11 protein-coding genes are annotated in these 20,046 nt (G+C 62.9%); 6 read left to right on the top strand and 5 right to left on the bottom strand.

Going from position 1 to position 20,046, the window contains the following annotated elements; translation table 11 throughout:
- Window positions 1-67: 67 nt before the first annotated feature.
- The 4 genes from AC0IYS_RS07270 to corA all read left to right on the top strand — a co-directional run bounded on the left by AC0IYS_RS07270 (window position 68) and on the right by corA (window position 4,451).
- The gene (locus AC0IYS_RS07270) at window positions 68-601 is read left to right on the top strand and encodes a DUF4124 domain-containing protein (protein WP_471704543.1); all 534 of its coding nucleotides are present in this window, start codon (window positions 68-70) and stop codon (window positions 599-601) included.
- On the top strand, window positions 598-1,710 hold the full coding sequence (glnL, locus tag AC0IYS_RS07275) for a nitrogen regulation protein NR(II) (protein WP_471704544.1): 1,113 nt from the start codon (window positions 598-600) through the stop codon (window positions 1,708-1,710). The genes AC0IYS_RS07270 and glnL overlap by 4 nt, the downstream gene beginning before the upstream one ends.
- A 69-nt stretch (window positions 1,711-1,779) precedes the next feature.
- Window positions 1,780-3,312 (top strand): nitrogen regulation protein NR(I), encoded by a 1,533-nt coding sequence (gene ntrC / locus AC0IYS_RS07280; protein ID WP_471704545.1) that lies wholly within the window; start codon window positions 1,780-1,782, stop codon window positions 3,310-3,312.
- A gap of 170 nt (window positions 3,313-3,482) precedes the next feature.
- Window positions 3,483-4,451 carry a magnesium/cobalt transporter CorA gene (corA, locus tag AC0IYS_RS07285; protein WP_471704546.1) on the top strand — a complete coding sequence of 323 codons (969 nt, stop codon included), beginning with the start codon at window positions 3,483-3,485 and terminating at the stop codon, window positions 4,449-4,451.
- A 98-nt stretch (window positions 4,452-4,549) separates the two neighbouring features.
- On the opposite strand, the gene AC0IYS_RS07290 is transcribed toward corA, so the two are convergent.
- Window positions 4,550-7,219 (bottom strand): TonB-dependent receptor, encoded by a 2,670-nt coding sequence (locus tag AC0IYS_RS07290; RefSeq protein ID WP_471704547.1) that lies wholly within the window; start codon window positions 7,217-7,219, stop codon window positions 4,550-4,552.
- 429 nt (window positions 7,220-7,648) lie between these two features.
- Window positions 7,649-9,292, bottom strand: a complete 1,644-nt coding sequence (locus AC0IYS_RS07295; protein WP_471704548.1) for an NAD(P)/FAD-dependent oxidoreductase — start codon at window positions 9,290-9,292, stop codon at window positions 7,649-7,651.
- Window positions 9,293-10,542: 1,250 nt separating this feature from the next.
- Here AC0IYS_RS07295 and AC0IYS_RS07300 point away from each other — a divergent pair.
- Window positions 10,543-13,443, top strand: coding sequence for a TonB-dependent receptor domain-containing protein (locus tag AC0IYS_RS07300; protein WP_471704549.1), 2,901 nt, complete (start codon window positions 10,543-10,545; stop codon window positions 13,441-13,443).
- A gap of 83 nt (window positions 13,444-13,526) precedes the next feature.
- On the opposite strand, the gene AC0IYS_RS07305 is transcribed toward AC0IYS_RS07300, so the two are convergent.
- The 3 genes from AC0IYS_RS07305 to AC0IYS_RS07315 form a co-directional block, all read right to left on the bottom strand.
- Window positions 13,527-14,810 (bottom strand): aspartyl/asparaginyl beta-hydroxylase domain-containing protein, encoded by a 1,284-nt coding sequence (locus AC0IYS_RS07305; protein WP_471704550.1) that lies wholly within the window; start codon window positions 14,808-14,810, stop codon window positions 13,527-13,529.
- A gap of 148 nt (window positions 14,811-14,958) precedes the next feature.
- A complete protein-coding gene (locus AC0IYS_RS07310; protein WP_471704551.1) occupies window positions 14,959-15,510 on the bottom strand; it encodes a flavodoxin family protein in 552 nt (183 codons plus the stop codon).
- A gap of 169 nt (window positions 15,511-15,679) precedes the next feature.
- Window positions 15,680-16,405, bottom strand: a complete 726-nt coding sequence (locus AC0IYS_RS07315) for a 16S rRNA (uracil(1498)-N(3))-methyltransferase (RefSeq protein WP_471704552.1) — start codon at window positions 16,403-16,405, stop codon at window positions 15,680-15,682.
- 549 nt (window positions 16,406-16,954) lie between these two features.
- Between AC0IYS_RS07315 and AC0IYS_RS07320 the strand changes: the two genes are divergently transcribed.
- Window positions 16,955-19,981 carry a TonB-dependent receptor gene (locus AC0IYS_RS07320; protein ID WP_471704553.1) on the top strand — a complete coding sequence of 1,009 codons (3,027 nt, stop codon included), beginning with the start codon at window positions 16,955-16,957 and terminating at the stop codon, window positions 19,979-19,981.
- The last annotated feature ends 65 nt before the right edge of the window (window positions 19,982-20,046 follow it).

Consider the following 20,046-nt stretch of genomic DNA (forward strand, 5'->3'; position numbering starts at 1 on the left):
GGCTTTCCCCGCGTTTTTGTTTGGATGTTGTATATTCAGGATGGAGCGTTCCACCCACGGATTACGAATGACAATGAGTTTCAAACGATGCGGTTACGCCAATGTTGGCGCGCTGTTAGCGCTGGCGCTGGCCGCCGGCGGCGCCGCGCGGGCGCAGGGCGTGATCTACAAATGCACGCCCCCAAACGGCAGCACGGAATACACCGACGTTTATCGCGGTAACTATTGCAAGGCGATGGACTTGCCCGGCCTGGCGATTCCGGCGCCGGCCAAGCGGCAGGGCGCGCCGGCGCGCGCGGCGGGAGCGGCGCCGACGCCGTCGGCGCCAGCTGCCACGCCGGGCGACTTTCCCCGCGTCGACAGCGCCGAGCAGCGCGCGCGCGACGCCGACCGCCGCGCGATACTAGAAGACGAACTGAAGAACGAAACGCAGAAGCTGACGGCGTTGCGCAAGGAGTTCAACGGCGGCGAGCCGGAACGGCGCGGCGACGAACGCAACTACGCCAAATACCAGGAACGGGTGGCCGCCATGCGTGACAGCATCAGCCGCTCGGAAAAGAATGTCGACGCCTTGAAACGTGAGATCGCGAATATCAGATGAGCATTGTAAGTAATATCGCCGCCCGCGCCGTGGCCGCCATGAACCGTCCACCGGCCTTGGCCGGCCTCGAACTGCTGGCCTCGGCCGTGGTGCTGCTCGACGGCGAGGGCCACATCGCCTACGCCAACGCGGCCGCCGAGAACCTGCTGGAAAGTTCGCTGAAAGCGCTGTCGCGCCAGAAGCTGACCGCGCAGTTCCTCAACCCCGAGGAGCTCGACCACATCTGCGCCCAGGCGCGCGAGCACAAGTTCTCCGACCTGCGCCAGGACTTGACCCTGGAGCGGGCCGGGCGCGATCCGCTGCACGTGCACAGCATCGTCTCGGCGCTCGACGATCCGGTCGACCACATCCTGATCGAACTGCGCGAGCACCTGCAGCATCTCAAGCTCGACCGCGAGGAACGCATCCTCGACCAGAGCCAGGTCAACAAGGAGCTGATCCGCAACCTCGCGCACGAGATCAAAAATCCGCTGGGCGGCATCCGTGGCGCCGCCCAGCTGCTGGAGATGGAACTGCCGGCGCTGCACGCGGTGCAACTGCGCGAATACACGCAGGTGATCATCAAGGAGGCCGACCGCCTGCAAACGCTGGTCGACCGCCTGCTGGCGCCGCACCGCCGGCCGCACATCGTCGGCGACGTCAACATCCACGAAGTGCTTGAGCGCGTGCGCAGCCTGATGCTGGCCGAATTCCCGTCCGGCCTGACGATCCTGCGCGACTACGACGCCTCCATCCCCGAGTTCCGGGGCGACAAGGAGCAACTGATCCAGACGGTGCTCAACATCGCCCACAACGCCGCGCAAGCGCTCGCTTCACAAATCGAAGCGGGCGGCGCGCAGATCGTTTTGAAGACCCGCGTGGCCCGTCAAGTGACCCTGGCCAAGGTCCGCTACGGGCTGGCATTAGACTTGCATATCATTGACAATGGACCGGGCATCGCACCCCAGATCCGCGACCGAATTTTCTATCCGCTGGTGTCGGGCAGGGAAGGCGGCAGCGGCCTCGGGCTGACCTTGGCGCAGACCTTCGTGCAGCAGCACATGGGCGTGATCGAGTGCGAGAGCCGGCCTGGATATACGGATTTCCGTATCCTGCTGCCGTTGCCATAAGCCGAGGCAAGCAGGGGCGGGTGCCGAGTCCCTTGATTGACGATCCATATTGCGGGATAACACAAACACATGAAGCCAATCTGGATAGTAGACGACGACGAATCGATCCGCTGGGTACTGGAAAAAGCGCTGGCGCGGGAAAACCTGGCCACCAAGAGTTTTGCCAACGCGCGCGACGCCATCGCCGCGCTGGAGTTCGAGACGCCGCAGGTGCTGGTGTCCGACATCCGCATGCCGGGCGACTCCGGCCTCGACCTGCTGCAACTGGTCAAATCGCGCTTTCCGGGGCTGCCGGTCATCATCATCACAGCCTTCTCGGACCTGGACTCGGCCGTCGCCGCGTTCCAGGGCGGCGCCTTCGAATACCTGGCCAAGCCGTTCGACATCGACAAGGCCGTCGAACTGATACGCCGCGCGCTCGACGAGAGCCTGCGCGAGACCAGCGTCGAATCGGGGCCGTCGGAAACGCCGGAAATCCTCGGCCAGGCGCCGGCAATGCAGGAAGTGTTCCGCGCCATCGGCCGCCTGTCGCAATCGAACGTGACGGTCTTGATCACCGGTGAATCGGGCTCGGGCAAGGAGCTGGTGGCGCGCGCGCTGCACAAGCACAGCCCGCGCGCGCAGCAGCCGTTCATCGCGCTCAACACGGCGGCGATTCCCAAGGATTTGCTCGAGTCCGAGCTGTTCGGCCACGAGCGGGGCGCCTTCACCGGCGCGCAAACGACGCGGCGCGGCCGCTTCGAGCAGGCCGAAAACGGCACCTTGTTCCTCGACGAGATCGGCGACATGCCGTTCGACCTGCAAACGCGCTTGTTGCGGGTGCTGTCGGACGGGCACTTCTACCGCGTCGGCGGGCATCAGCCGCTCAAGGCCAACGTACGCGTGATCACCGCGACGCACCAAAATCTGGAGCAGCGGGTGCGCGAAGGATTGTTCCGCGAGGATTTGTATCACCGCCTCAACGTGATCCGGCTGCGTTTGCCCAGTTTGAGGGAGCGGCGCGAGGATATCCCTATTTTGGTGCGCCACTTCCTGGTGCAAAGCGCCAAGCAGCTGGGCGTGGAAGCCAAGCGCATGAGCGACGCCACGGTGCAGTTCCTCAGCAGCCTGGACCTGCCGGGCAATGTGCGCCAGCTGGAAAACCTGTGCAACTGGATCACGGTGATGGCGCCGGGGCAGACGGTCGAAGTCAAGGATTTGCCGCTGGAGCTGACGCAGGAGCAGGCCGGCGGAGGTGCGGCGGCGTTAAGCACCGGCACCGGCGCGGGCCTGGCGGCGCCGTCGGAAAGTTACGGCGCGATCCAGCACCACGGCACGGTGGTGCCGGTGGCGACGGCGGAAGCGGGCGGCGCCAATGGTGCGGCCGGCTCGCCGGACGCCTGGCTCAGCCTGTTGGAAGTGCAGGCCGCCTCGATGCTCAGCGGCGGACAGCAGGAAGTGATGGCGGTGCTGGGACGGCAATTCGAATCGGCGCTGATCCGCACGGCGCTCAAGCACACGCACGGCCGCAAGAACGACGCCGCCGTCAGGCTCGGCATCGGCCGCAACACCATCACCCGCAAGATCGCCGAACTGGGCATCGACGGCGCCAAGGACGACTAGCAACGCCCAACGCCGGGGTCAAGTCTGGCATTCGGACACTAGCCCAACCGTATCGGCGGATTACGGCCGACTTCGTGTCCTAATGACAGACTTGACCCCGATGGTTGGTTGTACTTTAAGGTAAGCTCTTGGCTGACAAAGCCAAGGGCTTTTTTTTTTATGGAAACTGTATGTTGATTAATTGTGTGGCCTATCAGGACGGCCAGAAGCTGGCGGATATCCCGGTCGAGGAAATCAGCGATTACATGGAGCGGCCGGAGACGTTCGTCTGGGTCGCGCTGCGCGACGCCGAACCCGACGAACTGAAGACGATGCAGCACGAGTTCGGCCTGCACGAACTGGCCGTCGAGGACGCCAGCCGCGGCCACCAGCGCCCGAAGATCGAGGAATACGGCGATTCGCTGTTCGTGGTGGTCAAGACCATCGAGTGCCGCGACGGCGACGTCGCCATCGGCGAGGTCGACATGTTCGTCGGCCAGAACTATATCCTGTCGTCGCGCGACGCCGAAAGCCAGCAGGGCTTCCTGGGCGTGCGCGCGCGCGCCGAGAAGGAGCCGCATATGTTGCGCCTGGGCCCGGCGTTCGTGCTGTACGCGCTGATGGATGCGGTGGTCGACCGCTACTTCCCGGTGCTCGACATGCTGGAAACGGAACTGGAAAAAATCGAGGAGTTGATCTTCAGCCAGGGCAAGCAGCGCGACAACATCGAGCGCTTGTACGAGCTCAAAAGCAAGGTGACGACGGTGCGCCACGTGGTCGCCCCGCTGATGGAGGCGGTCGGACGGTTGCATGGCGGCCGGGTGCCGTCGATGTGCATGGACACCCAGGAATACTTCCGCGACGTGCACGACCATTTGCACCGCATCACCGCCTCGCTCGAGTCGATCCGCGACACCATCGGCACCGCGATCCAGGTCAACCTGTCGATGACGGCGATCGAGGAGAGCGAAGTGAACAAGCGGCTGGCGGCGTGGGCGGCGATCTTCGCCATCGTCACCGCGTTCGCCGGCCTGTGGGGCATGAATTTCAAGTACATGCCCGAGCTGGAGTGGAAGTACGGCTATCCGATGGCCATCTCGATCATGGTGCTGGTGTGCCTGGGGCTGTACCGGCGCTTCAAGCGCTCCGGCTGGCTGTAGCGGCCGGAGGCGGGGGGCAAAAAAAAGCCCACCCTGCGGCGATGTGGCGGCCTTGGCCGTCACACGCACGCAGGGTGGGCTTTTTTACGCCTGGCTGATTAGAACTTGTAGCCGGCGGTCACGTAGACAAAGCGTCCGCGTGGATCGTACTGGTTGATGTCGTAGCCGGCCTGGAACTGGTTGGTCACCGGCGAGCCGATCGGATCTGGCTGCTTGTCGAACATGTTCTTCACGCCCAGCGCCAGGGTCACGTTCTTGAAGCCTTTGTAGGTCACATTGGCGTCGTAGATCGCTTCCGAGCGGATGTGCACCGGATTGTCGTTCAGGTCGTGGCCGACTTCGTAGCCGTCGCGGTAGTTCTGGATCAGGGTGGTGGCCCATGGGCCCTGGCTCCAGGTCGCCGACAGCTGGTGTTTCCAGTTCAGGATCACGCCGCCGTTCTGGGCGCCGATCACCGGGGTGCCGGTCGAGTCGACGATGGTGCCGACCTTATGCGACACCTGGCCGCCAGGGCTGGTCTGGTCGAACTTGTCCATGTAGGTGCCGTTCAGGTTGACTTCCAGCTTACCGAAGCTGAAGTTGTCCTTCCAGTTACCGAACACGTCCAGGCCTTGCACGGTGGCGTCGCCGGTATTGGCCAGGGTCTGGCGAATGCTGGCGATGTTGTTGCCGCGCAGGGTCACCAGGCCGGCGTAGGCCGGGTCGCCGGCGCGGAAGCGCGATACCACTTCCTGGGCCGACGGCGTGGCCAGGATGTCGGTGATCTTGATGTTGAAGAAGTCGACACCGATGCTGGTGGTGCTGGCCGGCTGCCATACGGCGCCGAACGAGTACTGCTTCGACTCTTCAGGCTTCAGGTTCGGGTTGCCGCCGGTGAGCGAATTGACCTGGCGGCCGGTTTCGCCGGTGACCGGATCGGTGAACTGCTCGGACGTGCCCAGGGTTTGCGGGGTCCACAGGTCGACCAGCGACGGCGCGCGGAAGCCGGTGCCATAGGAGGCGCGCAGCACCAGCTGCTTGACCGGTTGCCAACGCACGTTGCTCTTCCAGTTGAAGGTGTTGCCGACGTCGTCATATTTGTCGTCGCGGCCGGACAGGTTCACTTCCACCGACTTGAGCACAGGGATGCTCAGTTCGGCGAAGGCCGAGTTGACCTTGCGCTTGCGGTTGATCGGCACGACCGAACCGCCCAGGCCGGAGATGTCGCCGGACTGGTAGGCGGCGCTCGGGTCGGTGATGTATTTTTCCTGGCGCGACTGCAGGCCCACCGAGTACAGCGGGGTGATGCCGGCGATGGTCGGCACTTCGCCGCTCAGTTTGGCGTCGATGGCGTCGCTGGTCGACTTGGCGTTCAGGAACGTGCCGCTGAAGGTCGCGCCTTTGAGCTGGTCGGCCAGGGCGCCGCTCTGCACGCCGCCTTCGGCCCACGGATTCCAGCTGCTGCCGTTGATGATCTTGGCGTAGGCCACTTGCGAGAAGTAACCGGTGGTGACCGCGCTTTCCAGCTTCGATTCGTTGTGGTTGTAGGCGATTTCATAGTCGCCGAAGCCCACGTTGCCCTTGGCGCCCATCACCACGCGCGATTGCTTGGCGGTGTCGACGTTCTGGCGCGGACCGTAGTCGAACACGCGCGAGGTGATCGCCAGCGGCTGGCCGATCAGCGCGTTCTGGCCGCGGCTTTGCAGGTATGGCACGGCGATCGACTGGTAGGCCGGGTTCGACGGGAACAGCAGCAGCGCGGTGTCCACGCCTTGCTTGGCGAACTCGCCGTCGCTCTCGAAGAAGTCCGAGCGGGCCGGCGATGGCTGGTAGGTCTGGGTGATCTTGCTTTGCGAGTACAGCAGGTCGGCGAACAGCTCGTGGTTCTCGTTGAGCTTGTAGCTCAGGTTGCTGGTGAAGTTGTACAGTTCGCGTTTCGGCGTCAGGCCGACGTCCGGGCCGCTGTCGTAGGCGCAGTACGGGGTGCCGCCGCCGGTGGTCACGCCGACCATGCGGATGCTGCTGCACTTGTTGCCGATGGCCAGAGGGTTGCCGTAACCGGCGCCGCCGTCGATGTAGTTGTCGCTCGGACCTTTGCCCGGCACGAACGCGCCCTGGATGTTGCCCTGGCCGGTCGCGGTGCTGTTGTAGTACGGCAGGCGGGTGGCCGATTTGGCGTAGTCGCGGTCGCGGCCGAACAGTTCTTTTTCTTTTTCGAACGCCGCCGAAGCGACGATGCTCAGCTTGTCGGTGTTGTAGCCGCCGGTGATCGAGGTCTTGGCGTTCTGTCCGCCGCCGCTTTCGGTCGGGGAGCCGTAGCCGCCGGTAATTTCGATGCCGTCGACGCGCTTGGACAGGATGAAGTTGACCACGCCGGCCATGGCGTCGCTGCCGTACAGGCCGGAGGCGCCGTCCTTCAAGATCTCGACGCGCTCGATGGCGGCCAGCGGAATGGCGTTGACGTTGACGGAGGCGCCGTCGCTGCCGGCGAAGGCTGCCAGGCGGCGGCCGTTGACCAGCACCAGGGTGCGGGTCGAGCCCAGGCCGCGCAGCGAGATCGACGACAGGCCGCCGGTCGAGGTGCCGGCGCCGGTGGCGTTGGTGGTGCCGCCGGCCGACGAGAAGGCGGCGATCGACTGCAGCAGTTCCTGGGTGCTGGTGGCGCCGGTGCGGGCGATTTCCGCCTTGCCGACGATTTGCACAGGCAGTGCGGTTTCCGCGTCAACACGCTTGATTGACGAACCGGTGATTTCCACGCGCTGGATCGGCGCGTCGGCTTGTTGGGCCATTGCTGGTTGTGCCAGCGCGAACGCGGCACTGCCCGCAAACATCAAACGCAGTGAACGCGAAATTACAGTTTCCATCATCATTGCTTCAACTCCCGGAAGGATTCTTGTTGGACTAGGCTAATTGTTACAAGTTAAATAATGTGCTTACATTATTCAAGGGTGGCATGAGACCATCTGGCGCGGCGATGGTCAATTGCGTGTCTGTAACAAGTTTGACATAAACAACACTTCCTACGGTTTTTGCATAAAAAATCGCGTTTTTTACACAAAAATACAAAGTTTTTGAAAAGTTATGGCAATTTTGTGCTATGGATCGCTGGAAAATTCAACCACGTTCATGGTGGCCAATGACGTAACAGTTAACAGCGGCTCGACTTGTGCACCGGGGTGCCGCATCCACATCCGCCCGCCCGCGGTGGCACAGGCGTCCTACGGCCGCTGGTTGTCCGCGGCCATCGACAAGGCCACCGCCTCGGCCACCTTGATGCCGTCGACGCCGGCCGACAGGATGCCGCCGGCATAGCCGGCGCCTTCGCCGGCCGGGAACAGGCCGCGCGTGTTCAGGCTTTGCAAGGTGTCGTCGCGGCGCTTGATGCGGATCGGCGACGAGGTGCGCGTCTCGAGCCCGGTCAGCACGGCGTCGTGCTTGAAGTAGCCGCGCACCTGCTTGTCGAACGCCGGGAAGGCTTCGCGCAGCGCCGTCACGGCGAACTCCGGCAGGATTTGCGCCAGGTCGGTCAGGTGCACGCCCGGCTTGTACGACGGCACCACGGCGCCGAACGCGGTCGAGGCGCGGCCGGCGACGAAGTCTCCCATCAACTGGCCCGGGGCGTTATAGGTGCTCCCGCCCAATTCAAACGCTTTTTCCTCCAGCCGGCGCTGGAACTCGATGCCGGCCAGCGGGTGGCCCGGATAATCGACTTCCGGCGAGATGCTCACCACGATGGCGCTGTTGGCGTTGCGCTCGTTGCGCGAATACTGGCTCATGCCGTTGGTGACCACGCGGCCCGGTTCGGACGCGGCCGCCACCACCGTGCCGCCCGGGCACATGCAGAAGCTGTAGACGGCGCGGCCGTTGGAGGCGTGGTGCACCAGCTTGTAGTCGGCCGCGCCAAGGATCGGGTGGCCGGCGTTGGGGCCGAAGCGACAGGTGTCGATCAGCGACTGCGGGTGCTCGACGCGGAAGCCGATCGAGAACGGCTTGGCCTCGATGTAGACGCCGCGCTCGTACAGCATTTCGAAGGTGTCGCGTGCGCTGTGGCCGATCGCCAGCACCACGTGGTTGGTGACGATTTTTTCACCGCTCTCGAGGGTCAAACCGCGCACCTGGCCGCCGTCACCGAGTTGCTCGATCTCGATGTCGACCACCTTGTTTCCGAAGCGGTATTCGCCGCCCATGGCCTCGATGTTGGCGCGCATCTGCTCGACCATCTTGACCAGGCGGAAGGTGCCGATGTGCGGCTTGCTGACGTAGATGATCTCCGCCGGCGCGCCGGCCTTGACGAACTCGGTCAGCACCTTGCGGCCGTAGTGTTTCGGGTCCTTGATCTGGCTGTAGAGCTTGCCGTCCGAGAAGGTGCCGGCGCCGCCTTCGCCGAACTGCACGTTCGACTCCGGGTTCAGCTCGCGCTTGCGCCAGAAGCCGAAGGTATCGACGGTGCGCTCGCGCACCTGCTTGCCGCGTTCGAGGATGATGGGCCGCAGGCCCATCTGCGCCAGGATCAGCGCGGCGAACAGGCCGCACGGCCCGGTGCCGATGACCACCGGGCGCGGGTTCCGGTCGTGTCCGGCCAGCTGCTCGCCGGCGGCGACGTACTTATAGGAGGTGTCCGGCGACGGCATCAGGTGGGCGTCGTGCTTGAGGCGTTTGAGCAGCGCGGCCTCGTCGCGGACGTCGACGTCGAGCGAGTAGATCAGCACGATCGCGGTTTTCTTGCGGGCGTCGTAGCTGCGCTTGAACACGGTAAAGCCGAGCAGGTCGGCGGCGGGGATGTCGAGGCGGGCCAGGATGGCGGCCGGCAATTCGTCCTCGGCATGGTTCAGTGGGAGCTTGACTTCATTTAAACGCAGCATGATCGATTCCTGAGAGGGCGCTGTCTAGGCGCCATGGCGGTCGGACCCGACGCGCGGGCCGCCGGCCCGGGTCCGGCCCGGCAAAGGCCGTATTTTACCAATATTGCCGGCCGGACGCAGCTTTCCCGGCCGGCCCGCCTGTTGAAATGCGGCCGATCGTCCGTCGGAAAAATATTAAACGCCGCGGCGGCATTTATAGAATATTAAGTTCAGCGGCCTGGGCGCGTTCAGCCTGCCGCAGCGCGGCGCGGCGCTACCATTATTAATCGGCGACCGCTTGCGCCGCGCCACGGATAATATGCGCTTATTCTCCGGCGATGTTTTATCGGCGTAGCTCTTATTCCCGGATTTATATGTCGGTTATTCGTCTGAATTTTGCCGCCGGTACGCCCTCCTTAGGCCGGCTGAGCGCACCGATCATCCCGCCTCATCGGCGCCGCGCCGCTTTGCCAAAGACAAAATATTGCATATAAGAAATGGTTTGTATGCCGGCAACGGATGTGTTTGTTGTTAAAACACGACTTGCACCAGATTGGGTCGCGTCCGGGTTTTCTACGGCCCAAGCTCCAGTTCGCCTAACGCGGCGCGCCGGCCGGAGCTGAAATCCTGCTTCGGCGACCTCTGCGATGCCCGGGTTTCAATGTTCTTTGTTTTGCGGATGGCGTGGCGGACGTTGATTTTCTGTGGTTGCTCCTTGACGGCAGCGGGTTTTGATGCAAATCCCCCGAGCAACGTTACTTCCGAGCGGAAAGCATGGCCATGTTGTCGTTTTGTTGTTTTTTCAGGCGGAGATTGTTGTCATGTAGGACATGAAAAATGTTGAACTGAAAATATTTCTCCCGATTCCGGTGCATCTTGTTGTCAAGACGAGACAAATAAAAATAATGTCAAATTAATATCACTGCGGTGGGAAGGATTGCCGCCCAACCCTGCGCCCCAAAATGGTGCGTCACGTATTGATACCCTCTCCGCCGACCGGACCGGCCATCAGGTTTATTGACAATGGTCGAGGTGCTATGTTTTTATGAATGGCGGCAAAGTTCTGGATTATTTCGCCCATGATCCATTCCCGGACTTCGCCACCGGTAACAACAAGTTTTGAAAGAGCAGGGCAGCAATCGGGTGGTTTTATCAAAACTTCCGATGAGCTTATAAAAGAAGAGGGTCGTTTTACTCGTCGTTCAAAAGATGCAGTGAAACGTCTAATAAACACACCAAGGGAATTCAATATAATGATCAAGGAAACAGTATTGTCTCGCTCGATCCGCGTGATGTTCATCGGCGGTATCGCGCTGGGTGCGCATGTCGCGTCCGCGCAGAACGCGGCCGAACCGATGCAAAAAGTGGAAGTGACCGGTTCGCGCATCCCGACCCTCAACACCGAAGGATCGAGCCCGATCACGGTGGTGAGCGCCAAGGACATCAAGGTCGATGGCGTGCGCAACACGGAAGACATCCTCAACAACCTGCCACAGGTGTTCGCCGGCCAAGGCTCGGCCGTGTCGAACGGCGCGACCGGTACCGCGACGGTCAACTTGCGCAACCTCGGTTCGGACCGCACGCTGGTGCTGGTCAACGGCAAGCGCCTGCCTGCCGGTAGCGTGCAGGATTCCGCTCCCGATCTGAACGAAATTCCCGCTGCCCTGATCAAGCGCGTCGAAGTGCTGACCGGCGGTGCCGGTGCGGTCTACGGCGCCGGCGCCGTGGCCGGTGTGGTCAACTTCATCCTGCGCGACAATTTCGAAGGCGTCGAAGTGCAGGCCAACCTGTCTGGCTACAACCACCAGCAGGGTAATGGCGTGGCCAAGGCCGTGTCCGACCGCAACTTCCCTCTGCCGGGCGACGCCAAGTTCGACGGCAAGACCAAGGATGCCAGTATTTTGATCGGTGGCAACTTCGCCGACAATCGCGGTAACGCCACGCTGTTCTTCAATTACAAGGAAACCGACGCCGTGCTGCAATCGGCGCGCGACTTCACCTCGTGCGCGCTGGCGGGCAGTGACGACGGCTTCGCTTGCTCCGGTTCGGGCACGCAGGCCAGCGGCCGCATCCGCATCACCGGCAACGGCTTTACCAACGACGGCAATGGCGGCGTGAAGCCTTACACCGGCGCCGATGCGTATAACTTCGGTCCGTTGAACTATCTGCAGCGTCCGTCGAAAATCTACGGCTTCAACGCCACCGCGCATTTGGACATCACCGACAAGATGCGCGTCTACCAGCAGTTCGCGTTCCACAATTATTCGACCGACGCCCAAGTGGCGCCGGGCGGCATCTTCTACGGCATCCAGGCCAACATCCGCTCCGACAACCCGATGTTGACCCCGGCCTGGCGCAACGCGCTGGGTCTGAACACGGTCGACAACGTCGACGTCACCATCGGCAAGCGTAACGTCGAGGGCGGCCCGCGTATCAACTCGATCAACGATACCTCGTTCCGCGAAGTGTTGGGCCTCAAGGGCGAAGTCGGCAACTGGAGCTATGACGTCTTCGGCCAATACGGCCGCGTCAGCCACAGCGAGAAAAACAGCAACTACTTCTCGGCCCAGCGTACCGCGCGCGCGTTTGACGTGGTCAACGTCAATGGCGTGGCCACTTGCGCCTCGAAGGTCAGCGGCGCCGACGACAAGTGCGTACCGTACAACCTGTTCGGCGGTCCGATCACCGCTGAGCAACTGGCGTACCTGAACACCTCCGGCATCATCACCGGCTACACCCAGCAACTGATCTACGGCGGTAACATCGGCGCCGATCTGGGCGTGTACGGCATCAAGAGCCCATGGTCGAGCGCTGGCGTAGGCGTGTCGTTCGGCGCCGAGCGCCGTGCCGAGAAGCTGGTGTTCTCGCCGGATGAAACCTCGCTGTCGGGCGACCTGGCCGGTTCGGGCGGCGCCTCGCCACCGCTGACCGATGGTTACTCGGTCAAGGAAGTGTTCGGCGAATTCCGCCTGCCGCTGCTTGAAAACAAGTTCCTGGCCAAGTCGCTCGATGTGAACGGTTCGTTCCGTCGCTCCGAGTACAGCACCAATCACACCGCCAACACCTACGGCGCCGGTATCGACTGGGCTCCGGTCGACACCCTCCGCGTCCGCGGCAGCTACCAGCGCGCGGTGCGTGCAGCGACCATTCCGGAATTGTTCAACCCGCAAACGATCGGCAACAACGGCCCGTCCAACGATCCGTGCGCCGGTATCGGCGCCTTCGGTTCTTCGACTGGTCCGACCGCCACCGCGGCGCAGTGCGCACGCACCGGCGTTACCGCGGCGCAGTACGGCAACCTGGAGAGCAACCCGGCCAACCAGTACTCGAGCCAGACCGGCGGCAATCCGAACGTGGCGCCTGAACGCGGCACCACCTACACCGCCGGTATCGTCCTCACGCCTGTCAAAAACCTGACGATGACTGTTGATTACTTCAACATCAAGATCGAGGACACGATCAGCACGGTTGATCCGACCATCGCTCTGAACCAGTGTCTGCAGACCGGCAACCCAGTGTTCTGTTCGCTGGTGCAGCGTGACTCGCGTGGCTCGTTGTGGCAGTCGCCTAACGGCCCAGCCGGCTTCATCGTCGCCACCAACGCCAATATCGGCAAGGTTGCAACCTCGGGTCTGGATCTGGCCGGTAACTACGCCCTGCGTCTCGGCACAGCCGGCTCGCTTAGCTTCAATCTGGCCGGTACCTACACCAAGAAATTTACCACCGAGAACGTTCCAGGCCTGGGCGACTACGATTGCGCTGGTTACTTCGGCGCGACCTGCGGCACCCCGACCCCGAAATGGCGTCACAAGTTCCGCACCACCTGGTCGACGCCTTGGGACTTCGACGTGTCGGCGACCTGGCGCTACATCAAGGGCACCAAGCAGGAAGGCTTGAACCCGAGCCCATTGCTGGCTGCCGACGAAGATAACATCCCGGCATCGATCGAAGATCACATCGACGCACGCAACTACCTGGATCTGAACGTTCAGTATCCAATCACCAAGAAGATCAGTCTGAGCTTCGGCGTGAACAACTTGCTCGATAAAGATCCACCGATCGTGTCGACCAACGTGACCGCCGCCGCCGGCTTCGCCAACGGCAACACCTACCCACAGGTGTATGACTCGATGGGCCGTTACATCTACATGAACCTGACCGCGCGCTTCTAAGCCGATCGGATCCGGATGTGACAAAGGCGCTCAGCTTCGGCTGAGCGCCTTTTTTATGCCGGCGCCGTTGGCGCCGGCGCTGCCTACGAATAGTCGACCGGATCGTCGCCCTTCTTGAAGGCGTTCATGGCCACGGTCATGGCGCTGATCATGTCGCGCTCGGCAGGCGACAGGTGCGGGTGCCAGATGTCGAAGATCAGCACCACGCGCAGCTTGTCGCTGTCGTTCCACGCCTCGTGCTCGATGGTGTCGTCGAACACCCAGGCCTGGCCCGGCACCCACTGGCGCGTCTCGTTGGCCACGCGGAAGCCGCAACCGGGCGGCACGATCAGCGGCAGGTGGGTCACCAGGCGCGCATTGCTCACGCCCACGTGCGGCGGGATGCGGGTCTTGGGCTTGAGTAGCGAGAACATCGCGGTTGGCGTGCGCCCGGCCTGCTCGGGCTGCGGCGCGCCGCCCAGCAGGGCCATGGTGCGCGGACATTGCGCCGCGTTCGCCGCGACCGGCGCGCCGTCCTTGATTAAATGGAAGGCGCTCCAGCGCGGTGAGTTGTTCAACTCTGCGAACTGGTTGTGCGGCACGTCGTCGGCGTAGGTCAGGTAGGGCGTGAAGCCGTCCTCCTGTTGCAGCACCGCCAGGAACTCGTCGCGGATGGTGTCGGTGCCGGCCTCGATCGCGTCGAGCCACGGGAAGTCGGCGCGCGCCAGGAACGGCGTCGGCACCAGGCCCGGGTAGTGGTACAGCATCGACTCGGACTCGTAGCGGCGCTTGCGCCCGACCATGATGTCGACCGATTCGCGGAAGCGGCGCAGGTCTTCGCCGGCGTGGCGCTGGTATTGCTGCTCGAGGAACTGATCGAGGAAGCGGCCGTAGCCGGCCTGGTAGTCGCCGACGTATTTCCTCGCGTGCTCGACCGCGTCGCGCATGCCCGGGTCGAGCTGCTCCAGCGGCGGGGCGACCTGGGTCACCGCGCCGTAGACCGACGCCGACTGGTGGGTCTTGCCCTGGCGCTCGAGCAGGTTGGCGCGCAGGATCAGCGCCACCATATTGGAAGGGTCGGCCACCAGGGCGTTGTGGATCGCGGTCTGCTCGGCCGCTTCGTCCTTTTGCGCCTGGCAGGCCAGCGCCAGGTTGATCCAGGCTTGCGGATCGTCCGGGGTGGCCTGCACCAGGCGCTCGAACGCAAGGCGGGCGGTGGCGTGGTCGCCGTAGCGGAAGGCGCGCTTGCCCAGCGCGGCCAGCGCCAGCGGATGGGCCGGCGCCAGTTCCAGCATGCGCGCCCACAGGCGGGCGGCGTCTTCTTCCTTGCCGGCTTTGGCGGCCTGGACGGCGGCGGCTTCCAGGATCGCGATTTCGGGGTCAGCCATGAACGGACTCTTTTCTTTTATGGTGGAAACTGGCGGTTGCCAGAAGAAAAATTATAGCGTGCCTGCCGGGGCGCGCCGACAAAAAAAACCCGCGCGGCCTGGCGGCGCGCGCGGGTTTTCGCGGGGAGTTGTGGCTGCGGTCGCGGGCTTATTTCAGGCGCGCGGCGATGGCGGCGACGCGCGCGCCGTAGGCCTTGGCGGTGTCGAGGTCGCCTTGCGGGATTTCATCGACACCGGCGTCCGACGGCGACTGCGCCATGGCACCGACCGAGCCGCCGATGTTGTTGAGGTCGGTGCGCTGGGCGGCCTTGGTGTTCGACGGCAGCATGCCCAGGCTGACCCAGATGCCGCCGTGCTGCGAAGCGAGCGTGTTCAGGTAGACCAGGGTGTTTTGCTTGTCGCCGCTGAAGCTGGCGCTGTTGGTGAAGCCGCCGAAGACCTTGTCCTTCCAGCCGCTGCCGAACCAGACCTTGGAGCTGGCGTCGGCGAATTTCTTGAACTGCCAGCTCGGGCCGCCCATATAGGTCGGCGTGCCGAAGATGATGGCGTCGGCCGCCGCCAGCGTTTCCCAGGCGCCGTCGGGCAGGTTGCCCTCGGCGTCGATGGCCAGCAGTTCGCCACCGGCGCCCTCACTGACGTACTCGGCGACACGTTTGGTATGTCCATAACCGGAGTGATAGACGATGACGATTTTGCTCATGTGGCCTCTTCAATAGAAAGTGTGTGGGAATCTATAGAGTAGAGCACGGATGGCGGTTCGACAATACTAACCCGAAGGTAGGGGGAGGGCAGGCGCTGCTGGCGGCGCTTGGCGGCGCTTGGCAAATTACGCGCTGCGCGCTAATCCGCCCTACGTGTGCGGCGTGTAACTACATCCCGCCCCAGATCGCGCTCAGCGCGCCGACGGCCGCCAGCGCCGCCGTCTCGGTGCGCAGGATGCGCGGGCCCATCGACAGCGGCAGCGCGCCGTGACGCAGCGCCAGTTCTTCCTCCTGCTCGCTCAGGCCGCCCTCGGGGCCGATCACCAGGGTGACCGCCTGCGCTCCCTGGTGGCGCGCCCAGTCCGGCAGCGACTGCTGCGCGCGCGGCGTCAGGATGATGCGGCGGTGCATGTCCTGCTGCGTGATCCATTGCTTGTAGTCCTGTAGCGGCGCCAGCCGGGCCAGCCGGTTGCGCCCGCTCTGCTCGGACGCCGATTCGATGATGCCGCGCCAGTGCCCCATCTTTTTTTCCGCGCGCTCGGCCGACAGGCGCACCACGCAGCGCTGCGCCGCGAGCGGCTGGAAGCCCGACACGCCCAGCTCGATGGCCTTCTCGATGATCCAGTCCATCTTGGTCCCTTCCGGCAGCGCCTGCGCCAGGGTGACGGCGAACGGCAGTTCGACGTCGCGCGCATGGTGGGCCTTGATCTCGACGGTGGCGCTGCGGCGTTCGATCTGAACCAAGGTGGCGCTGTATTCGCCCCCTTCGCCGTTGAACAGCGTGATCAGCTCGCCCTGGGCCAGCCGCAGCACCTGGATGTGATGGGCCACGGTGTCGGGCAGGGTGACGAGCTGGCCGACGGCCAGCGGCTGGGGAATGTGAAAGCGGGGCATGCAAAAGTCCGGTCGGTGGTGACCGACAATTTTAATCGCTGTGCAAGCGTCTTGGTGACTTACTTATGGTTATGACTGGAAGTTACAAAATTGGCGCGATTGTGGTGCGAGGTGGCGCGATATTTGTGCAAAGGTCGGGTTCGTGATTAAAATCCGCACCAAGATGGGAAGTTGGCGTGAACGACGTTTTCACGCTTTAACTAAAATTCTGAAAAGGTCTTAAATATAAAACTTCATATCGATAATGGCATTTTAGGCTGAATAAAAAATGTAACCGGCCTTTATTGTAGGGGGAATGTGTGGCTTCATCGTAAAGTAATATTATTGGATACTGTATACAATTCGTTCGGATTTGCCTGTTTTTTAGTCATATCGTTGTTTTCTTGCATTATGAAAGTGCCTTCATTGACAGTGCAATTCTGTCCATGGTGTTATCGGTTGCGCAGGCCGTGAAATTTTGCGAACTGTGATTATTGGTAAACAGATCTCCGTCAGAGAGACAACGGGCAATGGTGCCCACAAGGCAAATCTTCTTAATCGGGAAAACACATGTTCAGGAAAACAGTCTTAGTGAATGCGCTGTCGATCGCCTTCGGCACGGCGGCGTTGACGGTGGCAGTGACCCAGCCGGCGATGGCGCAATCCAACGCCTCGGGTAATATTTTCGGCCAGGTCGAATCGCCGTCCGGCGCCTCGATCGTGGTGGAGAACAAGCAAACCGGCTTAAAGCGGACGGCGCTACCGGAAGCGGGTGGGCGCTACCAGCTTACCGCGTTGCCGGTGGGCCGCTACACGGTCCAGTTGGTGCGCGACGGCAAAGTGGTCGGCAGCAATGAAGTCGAGGTGCAAATCGGCCAGGGCGTCAACGCTTCCTTCACCGGCGCCGTGCAGGCGGTGCAGGTGACCGGCCGCCGCAGCCGCATCGACATTTCCAACACCAACAGCGGCGTGTCGTTTACCGCCAGCGAGCTGGCCAAGCTGCCGATCACGCCGTCGGTGGCGTCGATCATCCAGCTCGCGCCCAACACCACGCGCGGCGACTCGCGCTACGGCGACGGCAACGCGCCGAGCTTCGGCGGTTCGGCCGCATCCGAAAACGCCTTCTATATCAACGGCTTCCCCGTCACCAACGTGCTGTTCCAGGTCGGCACCTCCGAACTGCCGTTCGGCGCCATCGGCGGCGCGCAAATCCTCACCGGCGGCTTCGGCGCCGAATTCGGCCGTTCGACCGGCGGCGTGATCAACATCTCGACCAAGAGCGGCACCAACACCTGGGAGGCGGGCGGCAGCGTCAGCATCGAGCCGAACTCGTTGCGCGCGACCGAAAAGAACATCTATTACGGCAACAACGGTCTGGCGACCGACGGCAAACTGTACCGGTATAACCAGGACAACACCCGCGACAACACCATCGCCAACGTCTATGTCAGCGGCCCGATCATCAAGGACACGCTGTTCTTGTACGCCAATATTGAGCGCACCAAGACCGACATCGACAACAGCCGCGCCAACGCCGACAGCACGGCGCTCAACACCGGCTGGGAGGAGCGGCGCGACACCATCAATCGCGGCCTGGTCAAGGTCGACTGGAACATCAACGACAACCACCGCCTGGAAGGGACCTACATCAACGACGATCCGAAGTCGGACCGCACCTACTACAGCTACGACTACAACACCCTGGCGCATGGTGCCAAGACCGGCGGCGCCCACTACGAAAGCTATGGCCCGACGCCGGTGGCCGCCCGCGTCGGCGCCGAGATCAAGATCCTCAACTACACCGGCAACCTGTCCGACGACGTGACCCTGACGGCCATGGTGGGCAAAAGCCGGACCGAGCACGTGTACGATCCGGTCGGCTATAACCCGACCATGTTCCAGGTCACCGCGCCGGAAACGGCGCGCATCCCCGGCTTCAGCTACAACAGCCCGCAGACCACCACCGGCAACATCCTGGCGCCGGGCGCCTTCGACGAGCAGAAGGTGATGAACCTGAACCTGCAGTACAAGGTGGGGGACCACACCATCCGCCTCGGCGCCGACCAGAACAAGATCAGCTCGAAGGCCGGCAACAGCCGCGCCGGCGGCGGCACCTGGGTCTACGCCTTCGCCAAGGACCCGAACGTGCCGATCAACTCGGCCATCCCGGCGCCGGCCACCAACGGCGGCTTCGGCAGCCAGGGTTACTACGTCAGCCGGGTGCTGTCGTCGGGCGTGTCGACACCGTCGGTCGACCAGGACGCCCAGTACATCGAGGACACCTGGCAGGCAACCGCCAAGATCATCCTCAAGGCCGGCCTGCGCAACGAGCAGTTCACCAACTACAACGGCGACGGCCAGCCTTACGTGTCGATGCGCCACCAATTGGCGCCGCGCTTCGGCGCCACCTGGGACGCGTTCGGCGACTCGTCGCTCAAGGTGTTCGCCAACGCCGGCCGCTACCATCTGCAAATGCCGACCAACGTCGCCGTGCGCGCTGCCGGCGCCTCGCTCAACACGTCGGAGTTCTATACCTACACGGGGGGCGATCCGGCCACCGGCGCGCCGACCGGTCTGCGCGCGCTGGGCGCGCTGTACTCGGCCAACAACGAGTTCGGCCAGTCGAAGGACCCGCGCGGCGTGGCCGCCCAAAACATGGACTCGCTGTACCAGGACGAGCTGATCCTGGGCTTCGAGCGGGCCTGCTCGCCCAGCCTGAACTTCGGCGCCAAAGTCACGTACCGCAAACTGAAATCGACCATCGACGACTTCTGCGACCAGCGTCCGTTCGACAAGTACGCGGCCGACAATGGTATCGAGAACAACTTCGTATTCAATTGCGCGCTGTTCAATCCGGGCAAGGACAACGACTTCCTGGTCGATTACGCCGGCGACGGTTCCAAGCTGACGCCGGTGCACCTGACGGCTGCCGAGCTGGGCTATCCGGAGGTCAAGCGCAGCTACGCGGCGCTGGACCTGTTCGCCGAACACCCGCTGCGCAACGGCTGGTACGGCAAGATCAACTACACCTTGTCGCGCAACAAGGGCAACACCGAAGGCCAGACCCGTTCCGATTCGGGCCAGGCCGACGTCTCGACCACAGCGGTGTTCGACTATCCGGAGTTGTCGCTGAACTCGGATGGCTTGCTGCCGAACGACCGCAAGCACCAGATAAAGGCCTACGGGTTCTACCAGTTCACCGACCAGTTCACCGTCGGCGGCAACCTGCTGCTCGCTTCGGGACGGCCCAAAAACTGCATCGGCAACTTGCCCGATTCGTACTACATCGCCAAAAACGACGCCACCGGCTACGGTTCGGAGTTCTTCTTCTGTAACGACCAGGCGGCGGCGCGCGGCAGCCGGGGCCGCATGCCCTGGGACACCCGCCTCGACCTGAACCTGGCCTATAGCCCGAGTTTCCTGAAAGGCTTGATCCTGCGCGCCGACGTCTTCAACGTCTTCGACCGCAAGACCGCCCAGAACCAGACCGAGTCGTACAACACCGGGCGGGGTCCGAACGCCCTGTACGGCAACGTGATCAGCTATACCGCGCCGCGCTCGGTCAAGCTGACCGCCGAGTACAGCTACAAGTTCTAAAACAAGTTCCAAACCTCTGCTTGTTGGTTTGATAATGCCGCCCGGTTGACGACCGGGCGGCATTT

The sequence above is a fragment of the Duganella sp. AC237 genome, assembly GCF_979254035.1.